This is a genomic window from Bradyrhizobium sp. RD5-C2 (assembly GCF_019972155.1).
Taxonomy (GTDB): Bacteria; Pseudomonadota; Alphaproteobacteria; order Rhizobiales; family Xanthobacteraceae; genus Bradyrhizobium.
The window spans coordinates 59,988-82,018 of sequence record NZ_BOVL01000067.1; the positions used below are offsets into that span (position 1 = coordinate 59,988).

The following is a 22,031-nucleotide window of genomic DNA, read 5'->3' on the forward strand; positions in this document are numbered from 1 at the left end:
CCCATGTCTCGCCAAGACGCGAATGCTGCTTTTGCTCTCTCATCATTCCTGCAGGGCACCAACGCCGCCTACATCGACGATCTCTATGCCCGCTACGAGCAGGACCCATCGTCGGTCGACGCCGAATGGCAGGATTTCTTCAAAAGCCTGAAGGACGCCCCGGCCGACGTCCAGAAGAACGCCGAGGGTGCCTCGTGGGGCCGCGCCAACTGGCCGGTGACGCCGCGTGACGATCTGACCTCGGCACTCGACGGCAATTGGGCCCAGGTCGAGAAGGCGGTTGGCACCAAGCTCGCCGCCAAGGCGCAGGTCAAGGGCGCCGAGCTGTCCGACGCCGACGTGCATCAGGCCACCCGCGATTCCGTTCGCGCGCTGATGCTGATCCGCGCCTACCGCATGCGCGGCCATTTCCACGCCAAGCTCGATCCGCTCGGCATTGAGGCGCCGCGCGATCGCGAGGAGCTCGATCCGCGCTCCTACGGCTTCAGCGAGGCCGACTTCGATCGCAAGATCTTCCTCGACCACGTGCTCGGCCTCGAATACGGCACGCTGCGCGAGATCGTCCAGATCTGCGAGCGCACCTACTGCCAGACGCTCGGCGTCGAGTTCATGCACATCTCCAATGCCGCGCAGAAGGCGTGGATCCAGGAGCGCATCGAAGGTCCGGACAAGGAGATCAGCTTCACGCCCGAGGGCCGCCGCGCGATCCTCAACAAGCTGATCGAGGCCGACGGCTTCGAGAAGTTCTGCGACACCAAGTTCACCGGCACCAAGCGCTTCGGCCTCGACGGCGGCGAATCGCTGATCCCGGCGCTCGAACAGATCATCAAGCGCGGCGGCAATCTCGGCGTGAAGGAGATCGTGGTCGGCATGCCGCATCGCGGCCGCCTCAACGTGCTGACCCAGGTGATGGGCAAGCCGCACCGCGCGCTGTTCCATGAATTCAAGGGTGGTTCGGCCAACCCCGACTCGGTCGAAGGCTCCGGCGACGTCAAGTATCACCTCGGCGCATCCTCGGACCGCGAGTTCGACGGCAACAACATCCATCTGTCGCTGACCGCAAATCCGTCGCATCTCGAGATCGTCGATCCGGTCGTGATGGGCAAGGTGCGCGCCAAGCAGGATCAGCACGGCGATCCGCCTGATATGCGCATCTCGGTGCTGCCGCTCCTGATGCACGGCGACGCGGCGTTCGCAGGCCAGGGCGTGGTTGCGGAATGCTTCAGCCTGTCCGACCTGAAGGGCTACCGCACCGGCGGCTCGCTGCACTTCATCGTCAACAACCAGATCGGCTTCACCACCTATCCGCGCTACTCGCGCTCGTCGCCCTATCCGTCCGACGTCGCGAAGATGATCGATGCGCCGATCTTCCATGTGAATGGCGACGATCCGGAGGCCGTGGTGTTCGCGGCCAAGGTCGCGATCGAGTTCCGGCAGAAATTCCACAAGCCGGTCGTCATCGACATGTTCTGCTACCGGCGTCATGGTCACAACGAGGGCGATGAGCCGGCGTTCACCCAGCCGGTGATGTACAAGAAGATCGCCTCGCACCCGTCGACGCTGGAGATCTACGCCAAGCGGCTGGTCGCCGACGGCGTCTTGACCGAGGGCGAGGTCGAGAAGGCCAAGGCCGATTGGCGCGCACGGCTCGATGCCGAGCTCGAAGCCGGCTCAGGCTACAAGCCGAACAAGGCCGACTGGCTCGACGGCAAATGGGCCGGCTTCAAGTCGGCCGATCAGGAAGAAGACGCCCGCCGCGGCGTCACCGGTGTCGATGTCGCCGTGCTCAAGGAGATCGGCCGCAAGATCACCAAGGTGCCGGACGGCTTCCGCGCCCACCGCACCATTCAGCGCTTCCTCGACAATCGCGCCAAGGCGATCGACACCGGCGTCGGCATCGACTGGGCGACCGGCGAGGCGCTGGCGTTCTGCACGCTGCTGCAGGAGGGCCATCATGTGCGCCTGTCCGGCCAGGATTCCGAGCGCGGCACCTTCTCGCAGCGCCATTCGGTCCTGATCGACCAGGAGGACGAGAGCCGCTACACGCCGTTCAACCATCTCGGCGGCGAGGACACCGGCCACTACGAGGTCATCAACTCGCTGTTGTCGGAAGAGGCGGTACTCGGCTTCGAGTATGGCTACTCGCTGGCCGAGCCGAATGCGCTGACGCTCTGGGAAGCCCAGTTCGGCGACTTCGCCAATGGTGCGCAGGTGGTGTTCGACCAGTTCATCTCCTCGGGCGAACGCAAATGGCTGCGCATGTCGGGCCTCGTCTGCCTGCTGCCGCATGGCTACGAGGGGCAGGGACCGGAGCACTCCTCCGCGCGCCTCGAGCGTTATTTGCAGATGTGCGCCGAGGACAACATGCAGGTGGTCAATCCGACCACGCCGGCAAACTACTTCCACGTGCTGCGGCGCCAGCTGCATCGCGAAATCCGCAAGCCGCTGATCCTGATGACGCCGAAGTCGCTGCTGCGCCACAAGCGCGCCGTGTCGCGGCTCGACGAGCTCGGCAAGAACGCCACCTTCCACCGCATCCTGTACGATGACGCGCAGATGCTGCCGGACGAGAAGATCAAGCTGGTGCCGGACGACAAGATCCGTCGCGTCGTGCTGTGCTCGGGCAAGGTCTATTACGACCTGTACGAGGAGCGCGAGAAGCGCGGCGTCGACGACATCTATCTGATGCGCATCGAGCAGCTGTATCCGGTGCCGCTGAAGGCGCTGGTGCAGGAGCTCGGCCGCTTCAAGGCGGCCGAGGTGGTCTGGTGCCAGGAAGAGCCCCGCAACATGGGCTCATGGCACTTCATCGAGCCCTATCTGGAATGGGTGCTGAACCAGACCAACGCCGCCAACAAGCGTCCGCGCTATTCCGGCCGTCCGGCATCGGCGGCGACCGCCACCGGTTTGATGTCGAAACATCTGGCGCAGCTCAAGGCGCTGCTCGACGACGCACTGAACTAACGGCCTTCACTGAAGCCATGCCCCGCTCTGTGCGCAATTGCGCACTGGAGCGGGGCATCCGGTATCCCGCGTCATCCAGCCTCACCGCTGTCGTCACGGAGTACCGGATCGTTCGCTTTGGCGAAGGGTGGCTGGACCAAATTTTCGACCGCAAGGTTATCGAGGAAAAGATCATGACTGAAATTCGCGTTCCAACGCTCGGTGAATCCGTGACTGAGGCCACGATCGGCCGCTGGTTCAAGAAGGCCGGTGAGGCCGTCGCGGTGGACGAGCCGTTGGTGGAGCTGGAGACCGACAAGGTCACCATCGAGGTGCCCGCGCCGGTCGCCGGCACGCTCGGCGAGATCATCGCCAAGGATGGCGAGACCGTCGCCGTCGGCGCGCTGCTCGGCCAGATCAATGACGGCGCGGCGCCGGCCAAGTCGGCTGCTGCTGCCGCTCCGGCCAAGGCTGCCGCTGCGGCCCCTGCCGCCGCTCCCGCGCCGGCCCCTGCCGCGCCCAAGGTGCCGCCGGCGGATGCGCCGCTCGCGCCTTCGGTGCGCAAGCTGTCCGCCGAAAGCGGCGTCGACGCCTCCACCGTTCCGGGCTCGGGCAAGGATGGCCGCGTCACCAAGGGCGACATGCTGGCCGCGATCGAGAAGGCCGCCTCGGCGCCGACCCCGGTCAACCAGCCCGCCGCCGCCGTGCAGGTTCGCGCGCCGTCGCCGGCGGACGATGCCGCGCGCGAGGAGCGCGTGAAGATGACCCGGCTGCGCCAGACCATCGCGCGCCGCCTCAAGGACGTGCAGAACACCGCCGCGATGCTGACGACCTTCAACGAGGTCGACATGACCGAGGTGATGAAGCTGCGCGCCCTCTACAAGGATACGTTCGAGAAGAAGCACGGATCGAAGCTCGGCTTCATGGGCTTCTTCACCAAGGCGGTGGTGCAGGGGCTGAAGGACATTCCGGCCGTCAACGCCGAGATCGACGGTTCCGACCTGATCTACAAGAACTACTATCATATCGGCGTTGCGGTCGGCACCGACCGCGGCCTGGTGGTGCCGGTGGTGCGCGACTGTGACCACAAGTCGATCGCCGAGATCGAGAAGTCGATCGCCGACTACGGCCGCCGCGCCCGCGACGGTCAACTCAAGATCGACGAGATGCAGGGCGGCACCTTCACCATCACCAATGGCGGCATCTACGGCTCGCTGATGTCGACGCCGATCCTCAACGCGCCGCAGTCCGGCATCCTCGGCATGCACAAGATCCAGGAGCGGCCGATGGTGGTCGGCGGCAAGATCGAGGTGCGGCCGATGATGTATCTGGCGCTGTCCTACGATCACCGCGTCATCGACGGCAAGGAAGCGGTCACCTTCCTGGTGCGGGTCAAGGAGAGCCTGGAAGATCCGGCCCGCCTGGTGCTGGATCTCTAAGGTCATGTCGCGCGCGGCGTCCGATCGGTTCGGGCGTCGCGATTGGTTGGGTGCTCACGTTTGGGGATCAATGTGACGGACAAGGTCGTTGTCATCACCGGCGGCAGCCGCGGCATCGGCCGCGCTGCCGCACTTGCGGCTGCCGCGCGCGGTTATCGCGTCGTGGTCGGCTACGCCACAAACCAGGCCGCTGCCAACGAGGTCGTCGCCGCGATCGAGGCCAAGAACGGCAAGGCGATCGCGGTGAAGTGTGACGTCGGCAGCGAGCAGGATATCCTGGCGCTGTTCAAGGCCGCCGACGGGTTCGGCACGCTGGGCGCGCTCGTCAACAACGCCGGAATCGTCGGCAAAAGTGGCGTGCGTGTCGACGAGATGTCGGCCGAACGCATCCAGCAGATGATGGCGGTCAACGTCACCGGCAGCATCCTGTGCGCGCGCGAGGCGGTGAAGCGCATGTCGACCAAGCACGGCGGCCAGGGCGGCGTCATCGTCAACCTCTCCTCGGTCGCGGCGAAGCTCGGCGCGCCCAACACCTATGTCGACTATGCCGCCTCCAAGGGGGCGATCGATTCCTTCACGGTCGGCCTCGGCCACGAAGTCGCGGCTGAAGGAATCCGGGTCGCCGGCATCCGGCCGGGCCTGATCGACACCGACATCCACGCCGCGGGCGGCGAGCCCGATCGCGCCCATCGGCTGGCCCACATGGTGCCGATGAAGCGCGTCGGCACCGCGGACGAGATCGCCAACGCCATCGTCTGGCTGATCTCGGACGAAGCCTCCTACGTCACCAGCGCGATCCTCGACGTGTCGGGCGGTCGCTAGAACACGATCAAGCGGGAAGCGGTCTTCCGATCGGGATGCGCCCGCCCAACTGTCACTGAGTTTAGCTACAGGACCTCAATCATGGCTTCTTACGATCTCGTCGTCATCGGCACTGGCCCCGGCGGTTACGTCTGCGCGATCCGCGCAGCGCAGCTCGGCATGAAGGTTGCCGTCGTCGAGAAGAACGCGACGCTGGGCGGCACCTGCCTCAATGTCGGCTGCATGCCGTCAAAGGCGCTGCTGCACGCCTCCGAGATGTTCGAGGAAGCCGGGCACTCGTTCGCCAAGATGGGCGTCAGCGTCTCGGCGCCGAAGCTCGATCTGCCCGCGATGATGGACTTCAAGCAGCAGGGCATCGACGGCAACGTCAAGGGCGTCGAGTTCCTGATGAAGAAGAACAAGATCGACGTCCTCAAGGGCACCGGCAAGATCCTCGGTGCCGGCAAGGTCGAGGTCTCCGGCGACGGCAAGTCCGAGACCGTCGAGACCAAGAACATCGTGATCGCCACCGGCTCCGACATCGCGCGGCTGAAGGGCATCGACATCGACGAGAAGCGCATCGTGTCGTCGACCGGCGCGCTGTCGCTGGAGAAGGTGCCGTCGAGCCTCTTGATCGTCGGCGCTGGCGTGATCGGGCTCGAGCTCGGTTCGGTCTGGCATCGCCTCGGCGCCAAGGTCACCGTGGTGGAATTCCTCGACCGCATCCTGCCCGGCATGGACGGCGAGGTGGCGAAGCAATTCCAGCGCATCCTGGAAAAGCAAGGCTTCACCTTCAAGCTCGGCGCCAAGGTCACCGCGGTCGACACCTCGGGCAAGACGCTTCAGGCCAAGATCGAGCCGGCCGCGGGCGGCGCTGCGGAGACCATCGAGGCCGACGTCGTGCTGGTGTGCATCGGCCGCGTGCCCTACACCGAGGGCCTCGGGCTGAAGGAAGCCGGCGTCGCGCTCGACAATCGCGGCCGCGTCGAGATCGACGCGCACTTCTCGACCAACGTGAAGGGCATCTACGCGATCGGCGACGTCGTCGCCGGGCCGATGCTGGCGCACAAGGCGGAAGACGAGGGCGTTGCCTGCGCGGAGATCATCGCGGGCCAGGCCGGCCATGTGAACTACGACGTCATTCCAGGTGTTGTGTATACCACGCCGGAAGTGTCGTCGGTCGGCAAGACCGAGGAAGATCTCAAGCAGGCCGGCATCGCTTATACCGTCGGCAAATTCCCGTTCACCGCCAACGGCCGCTCCAAGGTCAATCAGACCACCGACGGATTCGTGAAGGTTCTCGCAGATGCGAAGACCGATCGGGTGCTCGGCGTGCACATTGTCGGCCGGGAAGCCGGCGAAATGATCCACGAAGCCTGCGTCCTGATGGAATTCGGCGGTTCGGCCGAAGATCTGGCGCGCACCTGCCACGCCCATCCGACCCGCTCCGAGGCGATCAAGGAAGCCGCGCTTGCGGTGGGCAAGCGCGCCATCCATATGTGATCGAACGTCCCGCGCGAGCGGGGTAGAGATCATAGTGATGTTGCGCCGTCTGCTTCAGCCGTTCTGGGTCCTGCTTGCGATCATTTTCCTGATCGAGGCTTGGCTATGGGATCACGTCGAGCCGATCGTGGCCCGGGTGGTGGCGTGGATCCCGCTGCGCGCGCTCAAGCAATGGCTTGCCGAGCGGGTCGATTCGCTGTCGCCGGCGATGACGCTGATCGTCTTCGTCGTGCCGCTGATCCCGCTGTTTCCGCTCAAGCTGGTCGGGCTGTGGCTGCTGGCGAACCAATACTGGTTCAGCGCGGTCTCGCTGATCCTGTTCGCCAAGATCGTCGGCGTCGGCGTCACCGCCTTCCTGTTCGACGTGACGCGGTCGAAACTGCTCGAGATGCCCTGGTTCGAGGCGCTCTATAATTTCGTGATGGGGTTGCGGGCCAAGGCCACCGCGCTGGTCGAGCCGGTCAAGCGGCGTATCCTCGAGATGATCAGTGGTGACGGCGACGGCTGGACCGCGCGCACGCTGCGCCTGATCGCGCGCTTCCGCAAAAGCGTCCACCAGACCAGCAAGGTTCTCTAAGCAACGCTGATCGGTACGTCATCCCCGCGCAAAGCCTTCGCCTCTGTCGCTGGAGGAGCGCGGAACGCGCGTCTCGAAGGATGAGCGGCCCGGCTGGTGGCCGTGCACCCCTCGAGGCTCGCGTCGCTCGCACCTCAGGATGACGGTCAGAGAGCGAAGCCGCTCCGCGACCTCAATGCAGATGTAGCAGATGCGGCTGCAACAGGCCGAGCAAGGTCATCACGACGCCGGCGAGCGTCACCAGGCCGGATATCCAGGCCAGCGCGGCGATGCCGGTGATGATGGTCGCGGACGCCAGCACGATGGCGATCTGGAAGGCGGCGGAGGCAAGCTCGAAGTGATGATATTTCGCGGTGGCCTCGTCGCGCTCATGCTCGGCGTGCTTGGCGCGTTCGGCGAGCTGCTCTGAACCCTCGCCGGTCTCCGGCTCCGAGCGGTAGCGCGCCGCGGTCTTCTGCCAGTCGTCGATCTGCTTCTGAAGCGCGGCCTTGGCCGCCTCATCGGTGGTGGTCGCGAGGTTGAGCTTGCCCTGTTCGGCCGCGGTCTGCACCGAGGTGCGGCGGATGCTCTTGGCCTGGAAGAAGGCCCAGAGGTTGGAGGCTTCGACGTTCTTGCTGATCGATTCGGTCTGGGCGCCCTTGCCGAGCGTTTCCGACAGCGCCAGGCAGAGCGCGATCACCGCGATCAGGAGGGCGATCTTCTTGTTCTCGCCCGACGCATGCTCGGCATGCTCCGCGTGCTCCATACTTTCCTGTGCGCTCATGATTCCCCCTCCGGATGAGACCGCGCCACGATTGCTGAATGCGGCGCACAAGGCAAGTGCCGAGCGATTTGTGGCGGCCGTATGAATATGAACGGCGCAAGATGAACGGCGCGTCGGTGCCGGCCCCGCACCATATTTTGAACCCAGGTCCGCGCGCGTTCAGCCGCGCGGGTGCGCGGAGCGATAGACCTCGAGCAGGCGCTCGCTGTCGATGCCGGTGTAGATCTGCGTGGTCGACAGCGATGCGTGGCCGAGCAATTCCTGGATCGCGCGCAAATCGCCGCCGCGGCTGAGCAGATGCGTGGCGAAGGAGTGCCGCAACGCATGCGGCGTTGCGCTGTCGGGCAGGCCGAGCGCGCCGCGCAGCCGCTCCATGGTGAGCTGGATGATGCGCGGGCTTAAGGGGCCACCGCGCGCACCGACGAACATTGGTCCGGTCGGGCCGAGCTGATGCGGACAGACCGCCGCATAATCCGCGATCAACTGCAGCACGTTCTGCAGCACCGGCACCATGCGGGTCTTGTTGCCCTTGCCGGTGACAACCAGCACGTCGCCTTCGCCCGGCTTCGGCACGTCGCGGCGCTTCAGCCCCAGCGCCTCGGAGATGCGCAGACCCGAGCCATAGAGCAGCGCCATCACGGCGGCGTCACGCATCAGGATCCAGGTCTCGCGGCTTTCGCCGGCGCGCTCGTCTGCATCGGCAAAGCGTTTCGCCGCTTCCATATGGATCGGCTTCGGCAGGCTCTTCGCCACCTTGGGGGCGCGGATCGCCGACAGCGCACCGACCTTGCCCTTGCCTTCGCGCTCCAGGAAACGTCCGAACGAGCGCAGGCCGGCCAGCGCCCGCATCAGCGATCGTCCACCGATCTCGTCGGCGCGGCGCATCGCCATGAAGGCGCGGGCATCGCTGGCTTCGAGCGCGGAAAATGCCGCAAGCGTCACGCGCGCGCCCCAGTGCCCGGCAAGGAAGGCCAGGCATTGCCGCACATCGCGGGTGTAAGCCTCGAGCGTCTTCGGCGACAGCCGCCGCTCCGCGCGCAGATGCGACAGCCAGCGCGTCATCTCCTGCGTGACCGAGACGTCGGCGCAGTCGAGCTCGAGCGGTTGCATGGGCTGATCGGTCCGGGCCATGTCTTGAGCGGCCATGTCTTGAGGGCTATTGGCGCTGCGATTCTCCTGATTATATCGCACTGCCTTCGTTTACCGTTCGCTAAGAGAGCGAAGCGGTGCTAGCCCGACCGGGTTCAAGGTTTCTGATTCAATGGACCATAGCACCCGCCCCAGCCCAGCTCCCGCATCGACGACACGAATCGTCGACGTGCTGGTGCCTGTCGCGCTGAACCAGACCTATTCCTACCGCGTGCCGCGCGGCATGGAGCTTGCGCCCGGCGACGTGATCTGTGTTCCGCTCGGGCCGCGCGAGGTCGTAGCGGTGGTGTGGGCCGAGAATGCCAGGCCGGATCCGCGGCTGCACAACCGGCTCAAGGACGTCAGCGAGAAGCTCGATGTCCCGCCGCTCAGGGCGGAGCTGCGCCAGCTCGTCGACTGGGTCTCCACCTACACTCTGTCGGCGCGCGGCATGGTGCTGCGGATGACGCTGCGGATGGGCGAGAATCTCGGGCCGGAGCGGACGCGGCTCGGGGTCCGCCTGGTCGGCGAGCCGCCACGGCGTCTGACGCCGGCGCGCCGGCGGTTGATCGAGGTGCTGTCGGATGGCTTGCTGCACGGCAAGTCCGAGGCGGCGCGGGAGGCCGGCGTCAGCTCGGGCGTGGTCGACGGCCTGGTCGACGAGGGCACGCTGACGGTCGAGGCGATGCCGCCGCCCGCACCGCCACCGATTCCTGATCCCGCCTTTGCGCAGCCGGATTTCTCGCGCGAGCAGCGCAGTGCAGTCGATGCGATGCGGACGCTGGCGGCGAGCGGCAGCTTTCATGTCGCACTGCTCGACGGTGTCACCGGGTCCGGCAAGACCGAGGTCTATTTCGAGGCGATCGCCGAGAATATCCGCCGCGGCAAGCAGACATTGATCCTGATGCCGGAAATCGCGCTGACCGGCCAGTTCCTCGACCGTTTCGCGCAGCGCTTCGGCGTCCGGCCGCTGGAATGGCATTCGGAGCTCACGCCGCGCACGCGGGCGCGAAACTGGGCCGCGATCTCCGAGGGCAAGGCGCCGGTCGTGGTCGGCGCCCGCTCGGCGCTGTTCCTGCCCTATGCCGATCTCGGACTGATCATCGTCGACGAGGAGCACGACCAGGCCTACAAGCAGGACGAGGGTGCGCATTATCACGCGCGCGACATGGCGGTGGTCCGCGCCCATATCGCAAAAATCCCGATCGTGCTGGCGTCGGCGACGCCCTCGGTCGAGAGCGAGGTCAATGCGCGCAAGGGGCGCTACCAGCGCGTGGCGCTGCCGTCGCGGTTCGGCGGCCAGCACATGCCGCATATCGAGGCGATCGACATGCGCCGCGCACCGCCGCCGCGCGGGCGCTTCATTTCGCCGGTTCTGGCCGAGCAGATTCGCCATGCGATCGAGCGCCGCGAGCAGGCGCTGCTGTTCCTCAATCGCCGCGGCTATGCGCCGCTGACGCTCTGCCGCGCCTGTGGCCACCGCTTTGCCTGCACGATCTGCGACGCGTGGCTGGTCGATCATCGGTTCCGGCAGCGGCTGGTCTGTCATCACTGCGGCTTCTCGATGCCGCGCCCGAACATCTGCCCGCATTGCGCGGCCGAGGAATCGCTGGTTGCGGTCGGCCCCGGCGTCGAGCGCCTGCAGGAGGAGGCTGCGAGTATCTTTCCCGAGGCTCGCACCATGGTGCTGTCGAGCGATCTCATCACCTCGATCGAGACCATGCGCAGCGAACTGAACGAGATCGCCGAGGGCCGGGTCGACATCATCATCGGCACCCAGCTGGTGGCCAAGGGACACAATTTCCCGCGGCTCAATCTGGTCGGGGTCATCGACGCCGATCTCGGCCTGAGCAACGGCGATCCGCGCGCCGCCGAGCGGACGTTCCAGTTGCTGAACCAGGTGGTCGGCCGGGCCGGCCGCGAGCAGGGCCGTGGCGTCGGCTATCTGCAGACCCATCAGCCGGAACATCCGGTCATCAAGGCCTTGATCGCGAGTGACCGCGAGGCGTTCTACGCCAGCGAGATCGATATCCGCGAGCGCACCGGCTATCCGCCGTTCGGCCGGCTGGCGAGCCTGATCATTTCCGCCGGCGACCGGCCGACAGCGGAGGGGTTTGCCCGCAAGCTCGCTGCGGTCGCGCCGCTCGACGAGCGGATCCAGGTGCTCGGCCCCGCCGAGGCGCCGCTTGCCGTCATCAAGGGCCGCTACCGCTTCCGCCTGCTGGTGAAGTCGCTGCGCAATGTCGACCTGTCGCAATATCTGCGCGAATGGCTGGAGGCCAGTCCGAAGACCAAGGGCAATCTGAAGCTCGAGGTCGACGTCGATCCGCAAAGTTTTTTGTAGGCGAGCCGGCAAAGAAAAAGCCTGCCGTCATTTGCGACGGCAGGCCTTTTGGTACGAAGCAGGCCTCGCGGCCGCTACACAACGCAACGCGTACTGAACGCCTTACGAGACGACCTCGGCGGTGACGCGGCCGACGCCGGCACCAGTCAGGCCGATGGCGCGGGCTGCGCCGGTCGAGAGGTCGAGCACGCGGCCGCGGATGAACGGGCCACGATCATTGATGGTGACGACGACGCTGCGGCCGCCATGGGTGACGCGGAGCTTGGTGCCGAACGGCAGCGAGCGATGGGCTGCGGTCATGGCGTTCTGGTTGAAGCGCTGGCCGGAAGCGGTGCGGCTGCCCGACTCATTGCCGTAGAACGAGGCCATCCCCGAGAACGTGTGGCCGCCGGACGGCTGGATCGATGCATTGGCGTCGCGCCAGGACGAGCCTTCGGCGCGGGCGTGGTGATGATGGTGGTGGCGCTGATGATGGTGCCTGGACTTCGCGGACGCCTCCGTCACGCTGCCCCCGACCAGGATAGTTGCGGCTACAAATGCAAGCGCCGTACGCGAGCGGGTTACATTGCCCGCCGCCTTCTTGATATTCAGCATTGATAAGACCCTCAGACAGTATTGCCACAAACGCGGCAAGTGGACCCCCGTCCCTTCGTTGACCAAAGCCGTTTGGTTTCGCAATGAGGCACGAATTGGGCAGTAAATCCCGATTGTCTCGGGTTGAAATATCTTGTTACCGCTTTGGGGTATTCAATCGAGGTTCCGTAATCTTGGCGTTTAACTAATTTTTAACTACTAATATACATACGAATACTGATTAGTAGGCCAGAAGTAAGTTTTCAGTAAGTAATCGCCAAATGAAGCGGCGGCCCGTTCCGGGTTCCTTGCGCGCTCGGCCATAGGCCCATGCAAATTTCGATGGAACAAAACCGCGGTGGCGCGAATCGGGGGCCACGTGCTGAATTTCCGCGCGCCGAATTTTTCCGATTCGAGCGCCGGCTGCGGTCGCGAAAAACCGCATGCGACAAGGCGGCTCGCACGATGCCGTCATGTTGCACCTGCGCGATTGCTATGTTAGCAAAGCCGCGATTTTAACGATCCCGGCACGTCCTGTGCCGGTCGAAAATCGAAGTCCCGCTTGAATTCCAAGGGCTTGGATCGCTAGGCGCTGCTTTGGTGGCGACGGTTTTTCCCTTGCGAATTTGACAGCAAAAAAGAGCGAGCTCGTGGCTGCTGAAGATCCGTCCGTTTCGGGAGTGTCCGGTCGTTACGCAACGGCCCTGTTCGAGTTGGCGCGCGACGAGCAATCCGTCGATCAGGTCCGGGCCGACCTCGACAAATTCGAGGCCATGCTCAACGAGAGCGCCGATCTCAAGCGCCTCGTCCGCAGCCCGGTGTTTTCCGCGGACGCCCAGCTCAAGGCGCTGACCGCGGTGCTCGACAAGGCCGGCATCTCCGGGACGTCGGCAAAATTCCTCAAGGTGCTCACCGCCAATCGCCGGCTGTTTGCCGTGGCCGATGTGGTCCGCGCCTACCGCGCGCTGGTGGCGAAGTTCAAGGGCGAGGCGACTGCGGAAGTCACCGTCGCCGAGCAGCTCAGTGACAAGAATCTCGACGGGCTGAAGGCCGCACTGAAATCAGTGACGGGCAAGGACGTCGCGCTCAACGTGAAGGTCGATCCCTCCATTATTGGTGGCCTGGTGGTCAAGCTCGGCAGCCGCATGGTGGATAGTTCGCTTCGCACCAAACTCAATTCGATCAAGAACGCGATGAAAGAGGCAGGCTGATGGACATCCGCGCCGCAGAAATTTCTGCGATCCTCAAGGACCAGATCAAGAATTTCGGCCAGGAAGCCGAAGTCACCGAAGTTGGCCAGGTGCTGTCGGTCGGTGACGGTATTGCCCGCGTCTACGGTCTCGACAACGTTCAGGCCGGTGAAATGGTCGAGTTCGAGAACGGCACGCGCGGCATGGCGCTCAACCTCGAAACCGACAACGTCGGTATCGTGATTTTCGGCGCCGACCGTGAGATCAAGGAAGGCCAGACCGTCAAGCGCACCCGCGCGATCGTGGACGCGCCCGTCGGCAAGGGCCTGCTCGGCCGCGTCGTCGACGCGCTCGGCAATCCGATCGACGGCAAGGGCCCGATCCAGGCCACCGAACGCAAGCGCGTCGACGTCAAGGCGCCCGGCATCATTCCGCGCAAGTCGGTGAACGAGCCGATGGCCACCGGCCTGAAGGCGATCGATGCGCTGATTCCGATCGGCCGCGGCCAGCGTGAGCTGATCATCGGCGACCGTCAGACCGGCAAGACCGCGATCGCGCTCGACACCATCCTGAACCAGAAGCCGCTGAACGCCCAGCCGGACGAGAACCTCAAGCTGTATTGCGTCTACGTCGCGATCGGCCAGAAGCGCTCCACCGTCGCGCAGTTCGTCAAGGTGCTCGAAGAGCAGGGCGCGCTGGAATACTCGATCATCGTCGCGGCCACCGCCTCCGATCCGGCGCCGATGCAGTACATCGCGCCGTTCACCGCCTGCACCATGGGCGAATACTTCCGCGATAACGGCATGCACGCCGTGATCATCTATGACGATCTGTCCAAGCAGGCCGTCGCCTATCGCCAGATGTCGCTGCTGCTGCGCCGCCCGCCGGGCCGCGAGGCCTATCCGGGCGACGTGTTCTATCTGCATTCCCGCCTGCTCGAGCGCGCCGCCAAGCTCAACAAGGAGCATGGTTTGGGCTCGCTGACGGCGCTGCCGGTCATCGAAACCCAGGCCAACGACGTGTCGGCCTACATTCCGACCAACGTGATTTCGATCACCGACGGCCAGATCTTCCTGGAAACCGACCTGTTCTTCCAGGGCATCCGCCCTGCCGTGAACGTCGGTCTGTCGGTGTCGCGCGTCGGTTCGTCGGCGCAGACCAAGGCAACCAAGAAGGTCGCCGGCAAGATCAAGGGCGAGCTCGCGCAGTACCGCGAAATGGCGGCGTTCGCGCAGTTCGGCTCGGACCTCGACGCTTCGACCCAGCGCCTGCTCAACCGCGGCTCGCGCCTGACCGAGCTCCTGAAGCAGCCGCAGTTCTCGCCGCTGAAGATGGAAGAGCAGGTCTGCGTGATCTGGGCCGGCACCAACGGCTACCTCGATCCGCTGCCGCTCAACAAGGTGAAGGCGTTCGAGGACGGCCTGCTCTCGCTGCTGCGCGGCAAGAACGTCGAGATCCTCGACGCGATCCGCACCAGCCGTGATCTGTCCGACGACGTCGCCGCCAAGCTCAAGACGGTGGTCGAGGGCTTCGCCAAGACGTTTGCGTAACGAGACGTTTGCGTAAGAAGACCTTTGCATAAGGGCATCGCCTGGCCGTTGGCCGGGCGATAGGAACAGAGAGGCTTGCGATCTGACCCCAGTGGTCGGATTGCCGGGGTGGACGAAGAATGGCGTCACTTAAAGACATGCGGGTCCGCATCGCCTCGACCAAGGCGACGCAGAAGATCACCAAGGCCATGCAGATGGTCGCAGCCTCGAAGCTGCGCCGTGCGCAGAACGCCGCCGAGGCGGCGCGGCCCTATGCCACCAAGATGGACGCGGTGATTTCCAACATCGCTGCCGCGGCCAACGGCACGCCCGGCGCGCCGGCGCTGCTCGCGGGTACCGGCAACGACCAGGTGCACCTGCTTCTGGTCTGCACCGGCGAGCGCGGCCTGTCCGGCGCTTTCAACTCCGCGATCGTACGCCTGGCGCGCGAGCGGGCGAACGCGCTGCTCGCGCAGGGCAAGGAAGTCAAATTCTTCTGCGTCGGCCGCAAGGGCTACGAGCAGCTGCGCCGGACGTTCGAGAAGCGGATTGTCGAGCACCTCGACCTGCGTTCGGTGCGTCAGATCGGTTTCGTCAACGCCGAGGATATCGCCAACAAGGTGCTGGCGCGGTTCGAGGCCGGCGAGTTCGATGTCTGTACGCTGTTCTATTCGCGCTTCCAGTCGGTGATCGCGCAGGTCCCGACCGCGCAGCAGATCATCCCGCTCGAGGTGGCTGCGCCCGCGGCCAGTGCGGCTCCCGCGACCTCGTACGAATATGAGCCTGAAGAGGACCAGATTCTCGGCAGCCTGCTGCCGCGCAACCTCGCGGTGCAGGTCTTCCGTGCGCTGCTGGAGAACAACGCCTCGTTCTACGGCGCACAGATGAGCGCCATGGACAGCGCGACGCGCAACGCAGGCGAAATGATCCGCAAGCAAACCCTGATTTACAACCGGACCCGTCAGGCCCAGATCACGAAGGAGCTGATTGAAATCATCTCCGGCGCTGAGGCGGTCTAAGGCAGATTTCGAAGGAGAACAGTCCATGGCTACAGCAGCCAATCAGATCGGTCGCGTTACCCAGGTCACGGGCGCCGTGGTCGACGTGCAGTTCGAAGGCCACCTTCCGGCGATTCTGAATGCGCTCGAGACCAAGAACGGCGGCAACCGCCTGGTGCTCGAAGTCGCACAGCATCTCGGTGAATCGACCGTCCGCACCATCGCGATGGACATCACCGAAGGTCTGGTGCGCGGTCAGGAAGTGACCGACACCGGCGAACCGATCCGGGTGCCGGTCGGCGAAGGCACGCTCGGCCGCATCATCAACGTCATCGGCGAGCCGATCGACGAAGCCGGTCCGATCAAGTCCGAAGGCCTGCGCGCCATCCACCAGGAAGCGCCGTCCTACACCGATCAGTCGACCGAAGCGGAAATCCTCGTCACCGGCATTAAGGTCGTCGACCTTCTCGCTCCGTACGCGAAGGGCGGCAAGATCGGCCTGTTCGGCGGCGCCGGCGTCGGCAAGACCGTGCTGATTCAGGAACTGATCAACAACGTCGCGAAGGCCCACGGCGGTTACTCCGTGTTCGCCGGCGTCGGCGAGCGGACCCGCGAAGGCAACGACCTCTATCACGAGTTCATCGAATCGAAGGTCAACGCCGATCCGCACAATCCGGATCCGAGCGTGAAGTCGAAGTGCGCGCTGGTGTTCGGCCAGATGAATGAACCGCCGGGCGCCCGCGCCCGCGTCGGTCTGACCGGCCTGACCGTCGCCGAGCACTTCCGCGACCAGGGCCAGGACGTGCTGTTCTTCGTCGACAACATCTTCCGCTTCACCCAGGCGGGTTCGGAAGTGTCGGCGCTGCTCGGCCGTATTCCGAGCGCCGTGGGTTATCAGCCGACGCTCGCGACCGACATGGGCGCGCTGCAGGAGCGCATCACCACCACCCAGAAGGGTTCGATCACCTCGGTGCAGGCGATCTACGTGCCGGCCGACGACTTGACCGACCCGGCGCCCGCCACCTCGTTCGCGCACTTGGACGCCACCACGGTGCTGTCGCGCGCGATCTCGGAAAAGGGCATCTATCCGGCGGTGGACCCGCTCGACTCGACCTCGCGCATGCTGTCGGCGCTGGTCGTCGGTGAAGAGCACTACAACACCGCGCGTCTCGTCCAGCAGATCCTCCAGCGCTACAAGTCGCTGCAGGACATCATCGCCATTCTCGGCATGGACGAACTGTCGGAAGAGGACAAGCTGACGGTTGCCCGCGCCCGCAAGGTCGAGCGCTTCCTGTCGCAGCCGTTCCACGTCGCCGAAATCTTCACCGGTTCGCCGGGCAAGTTCGTCGATCTCGCCGACACCATCAAGGGCTTCCGCGATCTCTGCCAGGGCAAGTACGACCATCTGCCGGAAGCGGCGTTCTACATGGTCGGCACGATCGAAGAAGCCGTCGAGAAGGGCAAGAAGCTCGCCGCCGAAGCGGCCTAAGCTTCATGATGTCGTCATCGCCGGACTTGATCCGGCGATCCATCGAACGAGAACTGTTTTGACTGATGGACCCGCGGGTCAAGCCCGCGGGTGACAGCGCAAAGAACGGAAAGACCATGGCCACCTTCCACTTCGATCTCGTCTCTCCCGAAAAGCTCGCCTTCTCCGGCGAGGTCGATCAGGTTGACGTCCCCGGCGTGGAGGGTGATTTCGGTGTGCTCGCCGGTCATGCTCCCGTCATCGCCACGATTCGTCCGGGTATCCTGACCATCACGACCGCCGGCAAGCGCGAGAAAGTGATCGTGCTCGGCGGCCTCGCTGAAGTGTCGGACAAGGGCCTCACCGTGCTCGCCGACGTCGCGACCACGCTTGCCGAACTTGATCGTGCGAAGTTCGCGGAGACCATCAAGGAGATGGAAGAGAAGCTCGCCGAGCAGGAAGGCTCCGAGCTCGATCACGCGATCGAGCGGCTCGACCACTTCAAGAGCATCCAGCACGAGCTCAACACCACGGCTATGCACTAAGGCGCGGTTGCCGACCAGCGATCGCGCCACAGCACCGAGTGAGCCGGCTCTCCTTGTGAAATCGCTCACACTTTTCCAGTCATCGTCTACGAAGACTTGAAGCATTCAACGCTCGCCGTACCCCGGCGGGCGTTGAATGCTTGTTGCGCCCGGAAGCGTCTGGCGGCATTCTGCCCGGCATATTTGGGTTGCGGGGCTGGTCCTCATGAAGCGCAAGATCGCAGCGATCTTCGCGGCCGATATTGCAGGCTATAGTCGATTGGTTGCCGAGGATGAGGAAGAGACGCTGCGGCGGCTCGCCTCCTATCGTCAGGTCACCGACGATTTCATTGCAAAGTGCGGCGGCCGCATTTTCAACACCGCGGGCGATGCGGTGCTCGCGGAATTTCCCAGCGCGGTCGAGGCCGTGCGTTGCGCGATCGACATCCAGGAAAGCCTGCGCACGCGCAACATGGCCTATCCGCCGAGCCGGCAGATGTCGTTCCGGATCGGCATCACCATCGGCGACGTGGTCGAGCGCGACGGCGATCTGCTTGGTGATGGCGTCAACATCGCCGCGCGGCTCGAGGGCCTCGCCGAGGTCGGCGGCATCTGCGTGTCGCGCGCCGTGCACGAGCAGGTCGCCAACAAGCTGTCGGTGCAATTCGCCGACATCGGCGCGCAGGAAGTGAAGAACATCCCGACCCCCGTGCACGCCTACATGGTGGCGATGCGGCGTGAGGACGGCACCTACGCGATGCCGCAGGTCAAGAAGCCGATCAAGGCCGCTGCTGCGGGCGCACCGGCCTGGATGTGGCCCGCTGCCATCACCGTGGTGCTGTTGGCCGCGATCGGTGTCGGCGGTTTCCTCTATTACACCAAGCTCGAGACATCGGCGACGAAGCCTGCCGTCGTGGCAAGCTCCACGCCGGCACCCGCGCCGCTGGTATCGGCTTCACCGGCACCGTTGGTCGCAACGTCGCCATCAGCGTCGACCGCGCCGGCTGCCAAGCCTGCGTCGCCGCAGACGCCGGCTGCATCGGCATCCTCGCCGTCGCCATCGATCACATCAGGCGACAAGCTCGCCACCGACATCATTCCGTTCGTCAGCGACCGCACCCGCGTTGCGCTCGCGACCGAATATGTGCCCGCGGGCGATTCCAAGGCGCTTGCCATCAACATCAACGGTTTCTCCGGTTGGAGCGCGGCGCAGCCGAACGCGGACGCGGCGAAGACCTCGGCGCTGGAGCAATGCCAGAAGCGCGCCGACAATGTGGGCTCGCCGCGCAAGTGCGAGCTGTATGCGGTCGGCAATACGATCGTGTATGCCCATGGCCTACCGCCGGTCCCGCCGTTGCCGTGGGTCAAGCGTGATGCGCTGGTCGAGAAGCCGTACGCCACCAAGGATGTTCCGCTGCTGCGCGAGGCGGCCAAGGCCCGGCTCGACAGTCTGTTTGTGCCGGGGCGCAAGACGCGAACCATCGCGCTCGGTCCGGGTGGTCACTTCTTTTTCAGTTCGGGCATCGATTCGCTCGAGGAATCGGCGCGGCGCAATTTGCAGGGCTGCGGCGCGGTCGCGGGCGTGCCCTGCACGATCGTCGTGGTCGACGATGTCTTCGTGGTTCCGGTTCCGTCCACATTGCGCGTGACCGGCTTCTTCAAGGCCGCGGACAGCTCGGTCATCGTGCCGGGCGAGCGGAGCGACGTCGCGCGGAAGCTTGCCGAAGCGACGGCAGGCTGGAATGCGGTTGCGGTCGGGACGCAGGGACGGCCGGGACTGGGGTTGAAGGAGGAGAACGAGCAGGGCGCGGTCAGCGCCGCGCTCGGTGACTGCGCCAAGCGCGACAGCGATTGCTATGTCATCGCGATCGGTCCGTTCACGGTCGGCCCGAACTAAAGCATGATCCGGAAAAGTGCGAAGCGGTTTTCCGAGAAGATCATGCTCAAACAAGGAGCTAATGCGCGATGAGGAGTTAACCTCACCTCATCGCGCAGTAGAGCGCGATCCGAGAAATGTGAACCAGCTAACAGCAGGCATTGGCCACCGATGACAAGCTGCGGCGGGATGACGAATTGGCCCGATCGCATCGTGATGCTACTTCTGACGTAACGGACAAGATGCTGTGCTGACTTTTTCCACCGATGCTCTCCGCCCGCAGGACCGCTTCGAGCACTGGTGCGACGTGCGCGGCAAAAACCTGTTCGGGGTCACCATCGAGCTCGAGCGTGAGAAACGGCCCGATTTCCGCGGTCGCTTTTCCGCGACGCAGGTCGGCGATGCCGTGCTGGCGGAAATGTCGGCGTCATCCTACCGCGTCAGCCGGACCTCATCCGACATCGGACGCATTCCGAGCAACAGCCTGCATCTCGGCTGGCAGGTGCGCGGCCCCGGCCACATGAATATCGGCCGCGATCGCATCCAATGGGTCGGCAACGGAGATATGGTGTTCGGCCATTCCAATCTTCCGTTTGCCTCGACGCCCGATCGGACCGACGGCTTTCGCTTCTTCAGCCTCAAGATTCCCGTCACGGACGAACTCGTGCTCGGTGCGCGAATCGAGGACGTGCCGCTGGTCGCGCTGGCGCGTGATGCGAGACTGACTCGGCTGGTCGGCGCCATGTTCCGCTCCATGACGCGCGATCCGGCGCAGGCCGGGCGGTTCGCCGGCGAGGTCACGCATATGGTGCGGCTGGCGCTGCTGGCGCGCGGACGCGTGCGGCCACGCCAGGATGAGATCCGTGCCGCGCTGCATGCCGGCTACCTCCATGCCGCGCGCGAAATCCTGCTGCGCGATCTGCATCGCGCCGCGCTCACGCCGGCCGCGGTCGCCACCGAGCTCGGCATTTCACTGCGGCAATTGCATGCGCTGTTCGAGCCGACCGGTCTCTCGTTTGCGCGAACGCTGACGGCGACGAGGTTGAAGGAGGCGATGCGGCTTCTCTCATCGATGCAGGAACGCGGCATCGACGAGATCGCGTTCTCATGCGGCTTCGACAGCATCGCGACCTTCTATCGCGTGTTCCGCGCGACCTACGACATGACGCCGGGCGATGCACGGCGTCTTCCGCCGCAGGATCAGCTAGAGCATGATCCGGAAAAGTGTGAAGCGGTTTTCCGAAAAGATCATGCTCGAACAAGAATCTAAAGCGCGATGACGATTCAACCTAATCTCATCGCGCTTTAGCGAATTCCGCGAACCGGATCGCGACCGCGCGATAGACCTCGCGGCGGAACGGCACCACGAGATCGGCGACGCGATCGAGACGCTCCCAGCGCCATTGATCGAACTCCGCAGGCTGGCCGTTGCGCGGCGTCAACGGATCGATCTCGTCGTCGCGTCCGGTGAAGCGCAGCGCGAACCATTTCTGCCGCTGGCCGCGGAATTTGGCCAGCCGATGCGATGCCGGCCCGTCATAGGCCGGGAATTCGTAGGTCATCCAGTCGGTCTCGCCGAGATAGTCGGCGTTAACCGCTCCGGTTTCTTCCCACAATTCGCGCATCACCGCCTGGCGCGGATCCTCGCCGGCGTCGATGCCGCCTTGCGGCATCTGCCATTCGAGGCCGGGCAGCACGATCTCCGGACCGTCGTCCTTGATCCGGTGGCCGATCAGCACGCGTCCGTCGCCGTTGAACAGCGCGATGCCCACATTGGGGCGATAGGGTTTATCTGATGACATTCTCGACCGGTGCGTCGCGCGTTGATCTGGCCGATCACCTGGCCAATTACTTGGCCGCCAGACCGGCGAATTCCTTCACGACGCGCTCATAGACCGGACGCTTGAACGGCACAATCAGCTCCGGCAGATTCTTCATCGGCTCCCAGCGCCAGGTGACGAACTCGGCCTTGTGGCCGCCGCCGGGGTGGGCGACGTTGATCTCGTTCTCGTTGCCGGTGAAGCGCAATGCGAACCACTTCTGCCGCTGGCCGCGATAGCGGCCCTTCCAGGCGCGGCCTGCGACGGTGCGCGGGATATCATAGATCAGCCAGTCCGAGACCTCGCCGAGCTTCTCCACGGATTTGACGCTGGTCTCTTCATAGAGCTCGCGTCGCGCGGCCTGAAACGTATCCTCACCGGGATCGACGCCGCCTTGCGGCATCTGCCAGACATGGGCGTCGTCGACATGCTCGATGCCGCCGGCGCGGCGTCCGATGAAGACCAGCCCGGCCGTATTGAGCAGCATGATGCCGACGCAGGTTCGATAGGGCAGGTCCTCATAACGTGCCATGCTGCCGCTACCTCGCACAGTTC

At 64.7% G+C, this 22,031-nt stretch carries 18 protein-coding genes; 13 read left to right on the forward strand and 5 right to left on the reverse strand.

Going from position 1 to position 22,031, the window contains the following annotated elements:
* Positions 1–3 precede the first annotated feature (3 nt).
* The 5 genes from BraRD5C2_RS38890 (at position 4) to BraRD5C2_RS38910 (ending at position 7,263) form a co-directional block, all read left to right on the forward strand.
* The gene (locus BraRD5C2_RS38890; RefSeq protein ID WP_223977731.1) at positions 4–2,964 is read left to right on the forward strand and encodes a 2-oxoglutarate dehydrogenase E1 component; all 2,961 of its coding nucleotides are present in this window, start codon (positions 4–6) and stop codon (positions 2,962–2,964) included.
* 173 nt (positions 2,965–3,137) lie between these two features.
* Complete coding sequence (odhB, locus tag BraRD5C2_RS38895; protein WP_092121612.1) at positions 3,138–4,382, forward strand: 2-oxoglutarate dehydrogenase complex dihydrolipoyllysine-residue succinyltransferase; 1,245 nt, start codon at positions 3,138–3,140, stop codon at positions 4,380–4,382.
* A gap of 72 nt (positions 4,383–4,454) precedes the next feature.
* Complete coding sequence (locus BraRD5C2_RS38900) at positions 4,455–5,204, forward strand: SDR family oxidoreductase (protein ID WP_223977733.1); 750 nt, start codon at positions 4,455–4,457, stop codon at positions 5,202–5,204.
* Positions 5,205–5,285: 81 nt separating this feature from the next.
* Positions 5,286–6,686, forward strand: a complete 1,401-nt coding sequence (gene lpdA, locus BraRD5C2_RS38905; RefSeq protein ID WP_223977736.1) for a dihydrolipoyl dehydrogenase — start codon at positions 5,286–5,288, stop codon at positions 6,684–6,686.
* Positions 6,687–6,723: 37 nt separating this feature from the next.
* Positions 6,724–7,263 (forward strand): hypothetical protein, encoded by a 540-nt coding sequence (locus tag BraRD5C2_RS38910; protein ID WP_092121615.1) that lies wholly within the window; start codon positions 6,724–6,726, stop codon positions 7,261–7,263.
* 172 nt (positions 7,264–7,435) lie between these two features.
* Here the strand turns inward: BraRD5C2_RS38910 and BraRD5C2_RS38915 are convergent, their stop codons facing one another.
* Both BraRD5C2_RS38915 and BraRD5C2_RS38920 read right to left on the reverse strand, forming a co-directional pair.
* The gene (locus tag BraRD5C2_RS38915) at positions 7,436–8,026 is read right to left on the reverse strand and encodes a DUF4337 domain-containing protein (RefSeq protein WP_223977739.1); all 591 of its coding nucleotides are present in this window, start codon (positions 8,024–8,026) and stop codon (positions 7,436–7,438) included.
* 159 nt (positions 8,027–8,185) lie between these two features.
* A complete protein-coding gene (locus tag BraRD5C2_RS38920) occupies positions 8,186–9,136 on the reverse strand; it encodes a tyrosine recombinase XerC (protein WP_374708101.1) in 951 nt (316 codons plus the stop codon).
* Between the two features lie 151 nt (positions 9,137–9,287).
* On the opposite strand from BraRD5C2_RS38920, the gene BraRD5C2_RS38925 reads away from it, so the two are divergent.
* Positions 9,288–11,498, forward strand: coding sequence for a primosomal protein N' (locus BraRD5C2_RS38925; protein ID WP_223977743.1), 2,211 nt, complete (start codon positions 9,288–9,290; stop codon positions 11,496–11,498).
* Positions 11,499–11,600: 102 nt separating this feature from the next.
* Here the strand turns inward: BraRD5C2_RS38925 and BraRD5C2_RS38930 are convergent, their stop codons facing one another.
* Entirely contained in the window at positions 11,601–12,092 is a 492-nt protein-coding gene (locus BraRD5C2_RS38930; RefSeq protein WP_223977745.1) for a septal ring lytic transglycosylase RlpA family protein, read from the reverse strand.
* A 629-nt stretch (positions 12,093–12,721) separates the two neighbouring features.
* Here BraRD5C2_RS38930 and BraRD5C2_RS38935 point away from each other — a divergent pair.
* From BraRD5C2_RS38935 to BraRD5C2_RS38965, 7 genes are all read left to right on the forward strand, one after another.
* Positions 12,722–13,282 (forward strand): F0F1 ATP synthase subunit delta, encoded by a 561-nt coding sequence (locus BraRD5C2_RS38935; protein ID WP_223977746.1) that lies wholly within the window; start codon positions 12,722–12,724, stop codon positions 13,280–13,282.
* Positions 13,282–14,811, forward strand: a complete 1,530-nt coding sequence (gene atpA / locus BraRD5C2_RS38940; RefSeq protein WP_223977748.1) for a F0F1 ATP synthase subunit alpha — start codon at positions 13,282–13,284, stop codon at positions 14,809–14,811. The genes BraRD5C2_RS38935 and atpA overlap by 1 nt, the downstream gene beginning before the upstream one ends.
* A 119-nt stretch (positions 14,812–14,930) precedes the next feature.
* Positions 14,931–15,809, forward strand: a complete 879-nt coding sequence (locus tag BraRD5C2_RS38945; protein WP_223977750.1) for a F0F1 ATP synthase subunit gamma — start codon at positions 14,931–14,933, stop codon at positions 15,807–15,809.
* A gap of 25 nt (positions 15,810–15,834) precedes the next feature.
* Positions 15,835–17,277: a F0F1 ATP synthase subunit beta gene (gene atpD / locus BraRD5C2_RS38950; protein ID WP_163150765.1), complete on the forward strand. Its 1,443-nt coding sequence runs from the start codon at positions 15,835–15,837 to the stop codon at positions 17,275–17,277.
* Positions 17,278–17,393: 116 nt separating this feature from the next.
* On the forward strand, positions 17,394–17,801 hold the full coding sequence (locus BraRD5C2_RS38955; protein ID WP_223977752.1) for a F0F1 ATP synthase subunit epsilon: 408 nt from the start codon (positions 17,394–17,396) through the stop codon (positions 17,799–17,801).
* Positions 17,802–18,006: 205 nt separating this feature from the next.
* Positions 18,007–19,677 carry an adenylate/guanylate cyclase domain-containing protein gene (locus BraRD5C2_RS38960; RefSeq protein WP_223977754.1) on the forward strand — a complete coding sequence of 557 codons (1,671 nt, stop codon included), beginning with the start codon at positions 18,007–18,009 and terminating at the stop codon, positions 19,675–19,677.
* Between the two features lie 226 nt (positions 19,678–19,903).
* On the forward strand, positions 19,904–20,926 hold the full coding sequence (locus BraRD5C2_RS38965) for a helix-turn-helix transcriptional regulator (protein ID WP_223977757.1): 1,023 nt from the start codon (positions 19,904–19,906) through the stop codon (positions 20,924–20,926).
* A gap of 25 nt (positions 20,927–20,951) precedes the next feature.
* On the opposite strand, the gene BraRD5C2_RS38970 is transcribed toward BraRD5C2_RS38965, so the two are convergent.
* Together BraRD5C2_RS38970 and BraRD5C2_RS38975 are read right to left on the reverse strand one after the other, a co-directional pair.
* Complete coding sequence (locus BraRD5C2_RS38970; protein WP_223977759.1) at positions 20,952–21,458, reverse strand: RNA pyrophosphohydrolase; 507 nt, start codon at positions 21,456–21,458, stop codon at positions 20,952–20,954.
* A gap of 46 nt (positions 21,459–21,504) precedes the next feature.
* A complete protein-coding gene (locus tag BraRD5C2_RS38975) occupies positions 21,505–22,008 on the reverse strand; it encodes an RNA pyrophosphohydrolase (RefSeq protein ID WP_223977761.1) in 504 nt (167 codons plus the stop codon).
* Between the last annotated feature and the right edge of the window lie 23 nt (positions 22,009–22,031).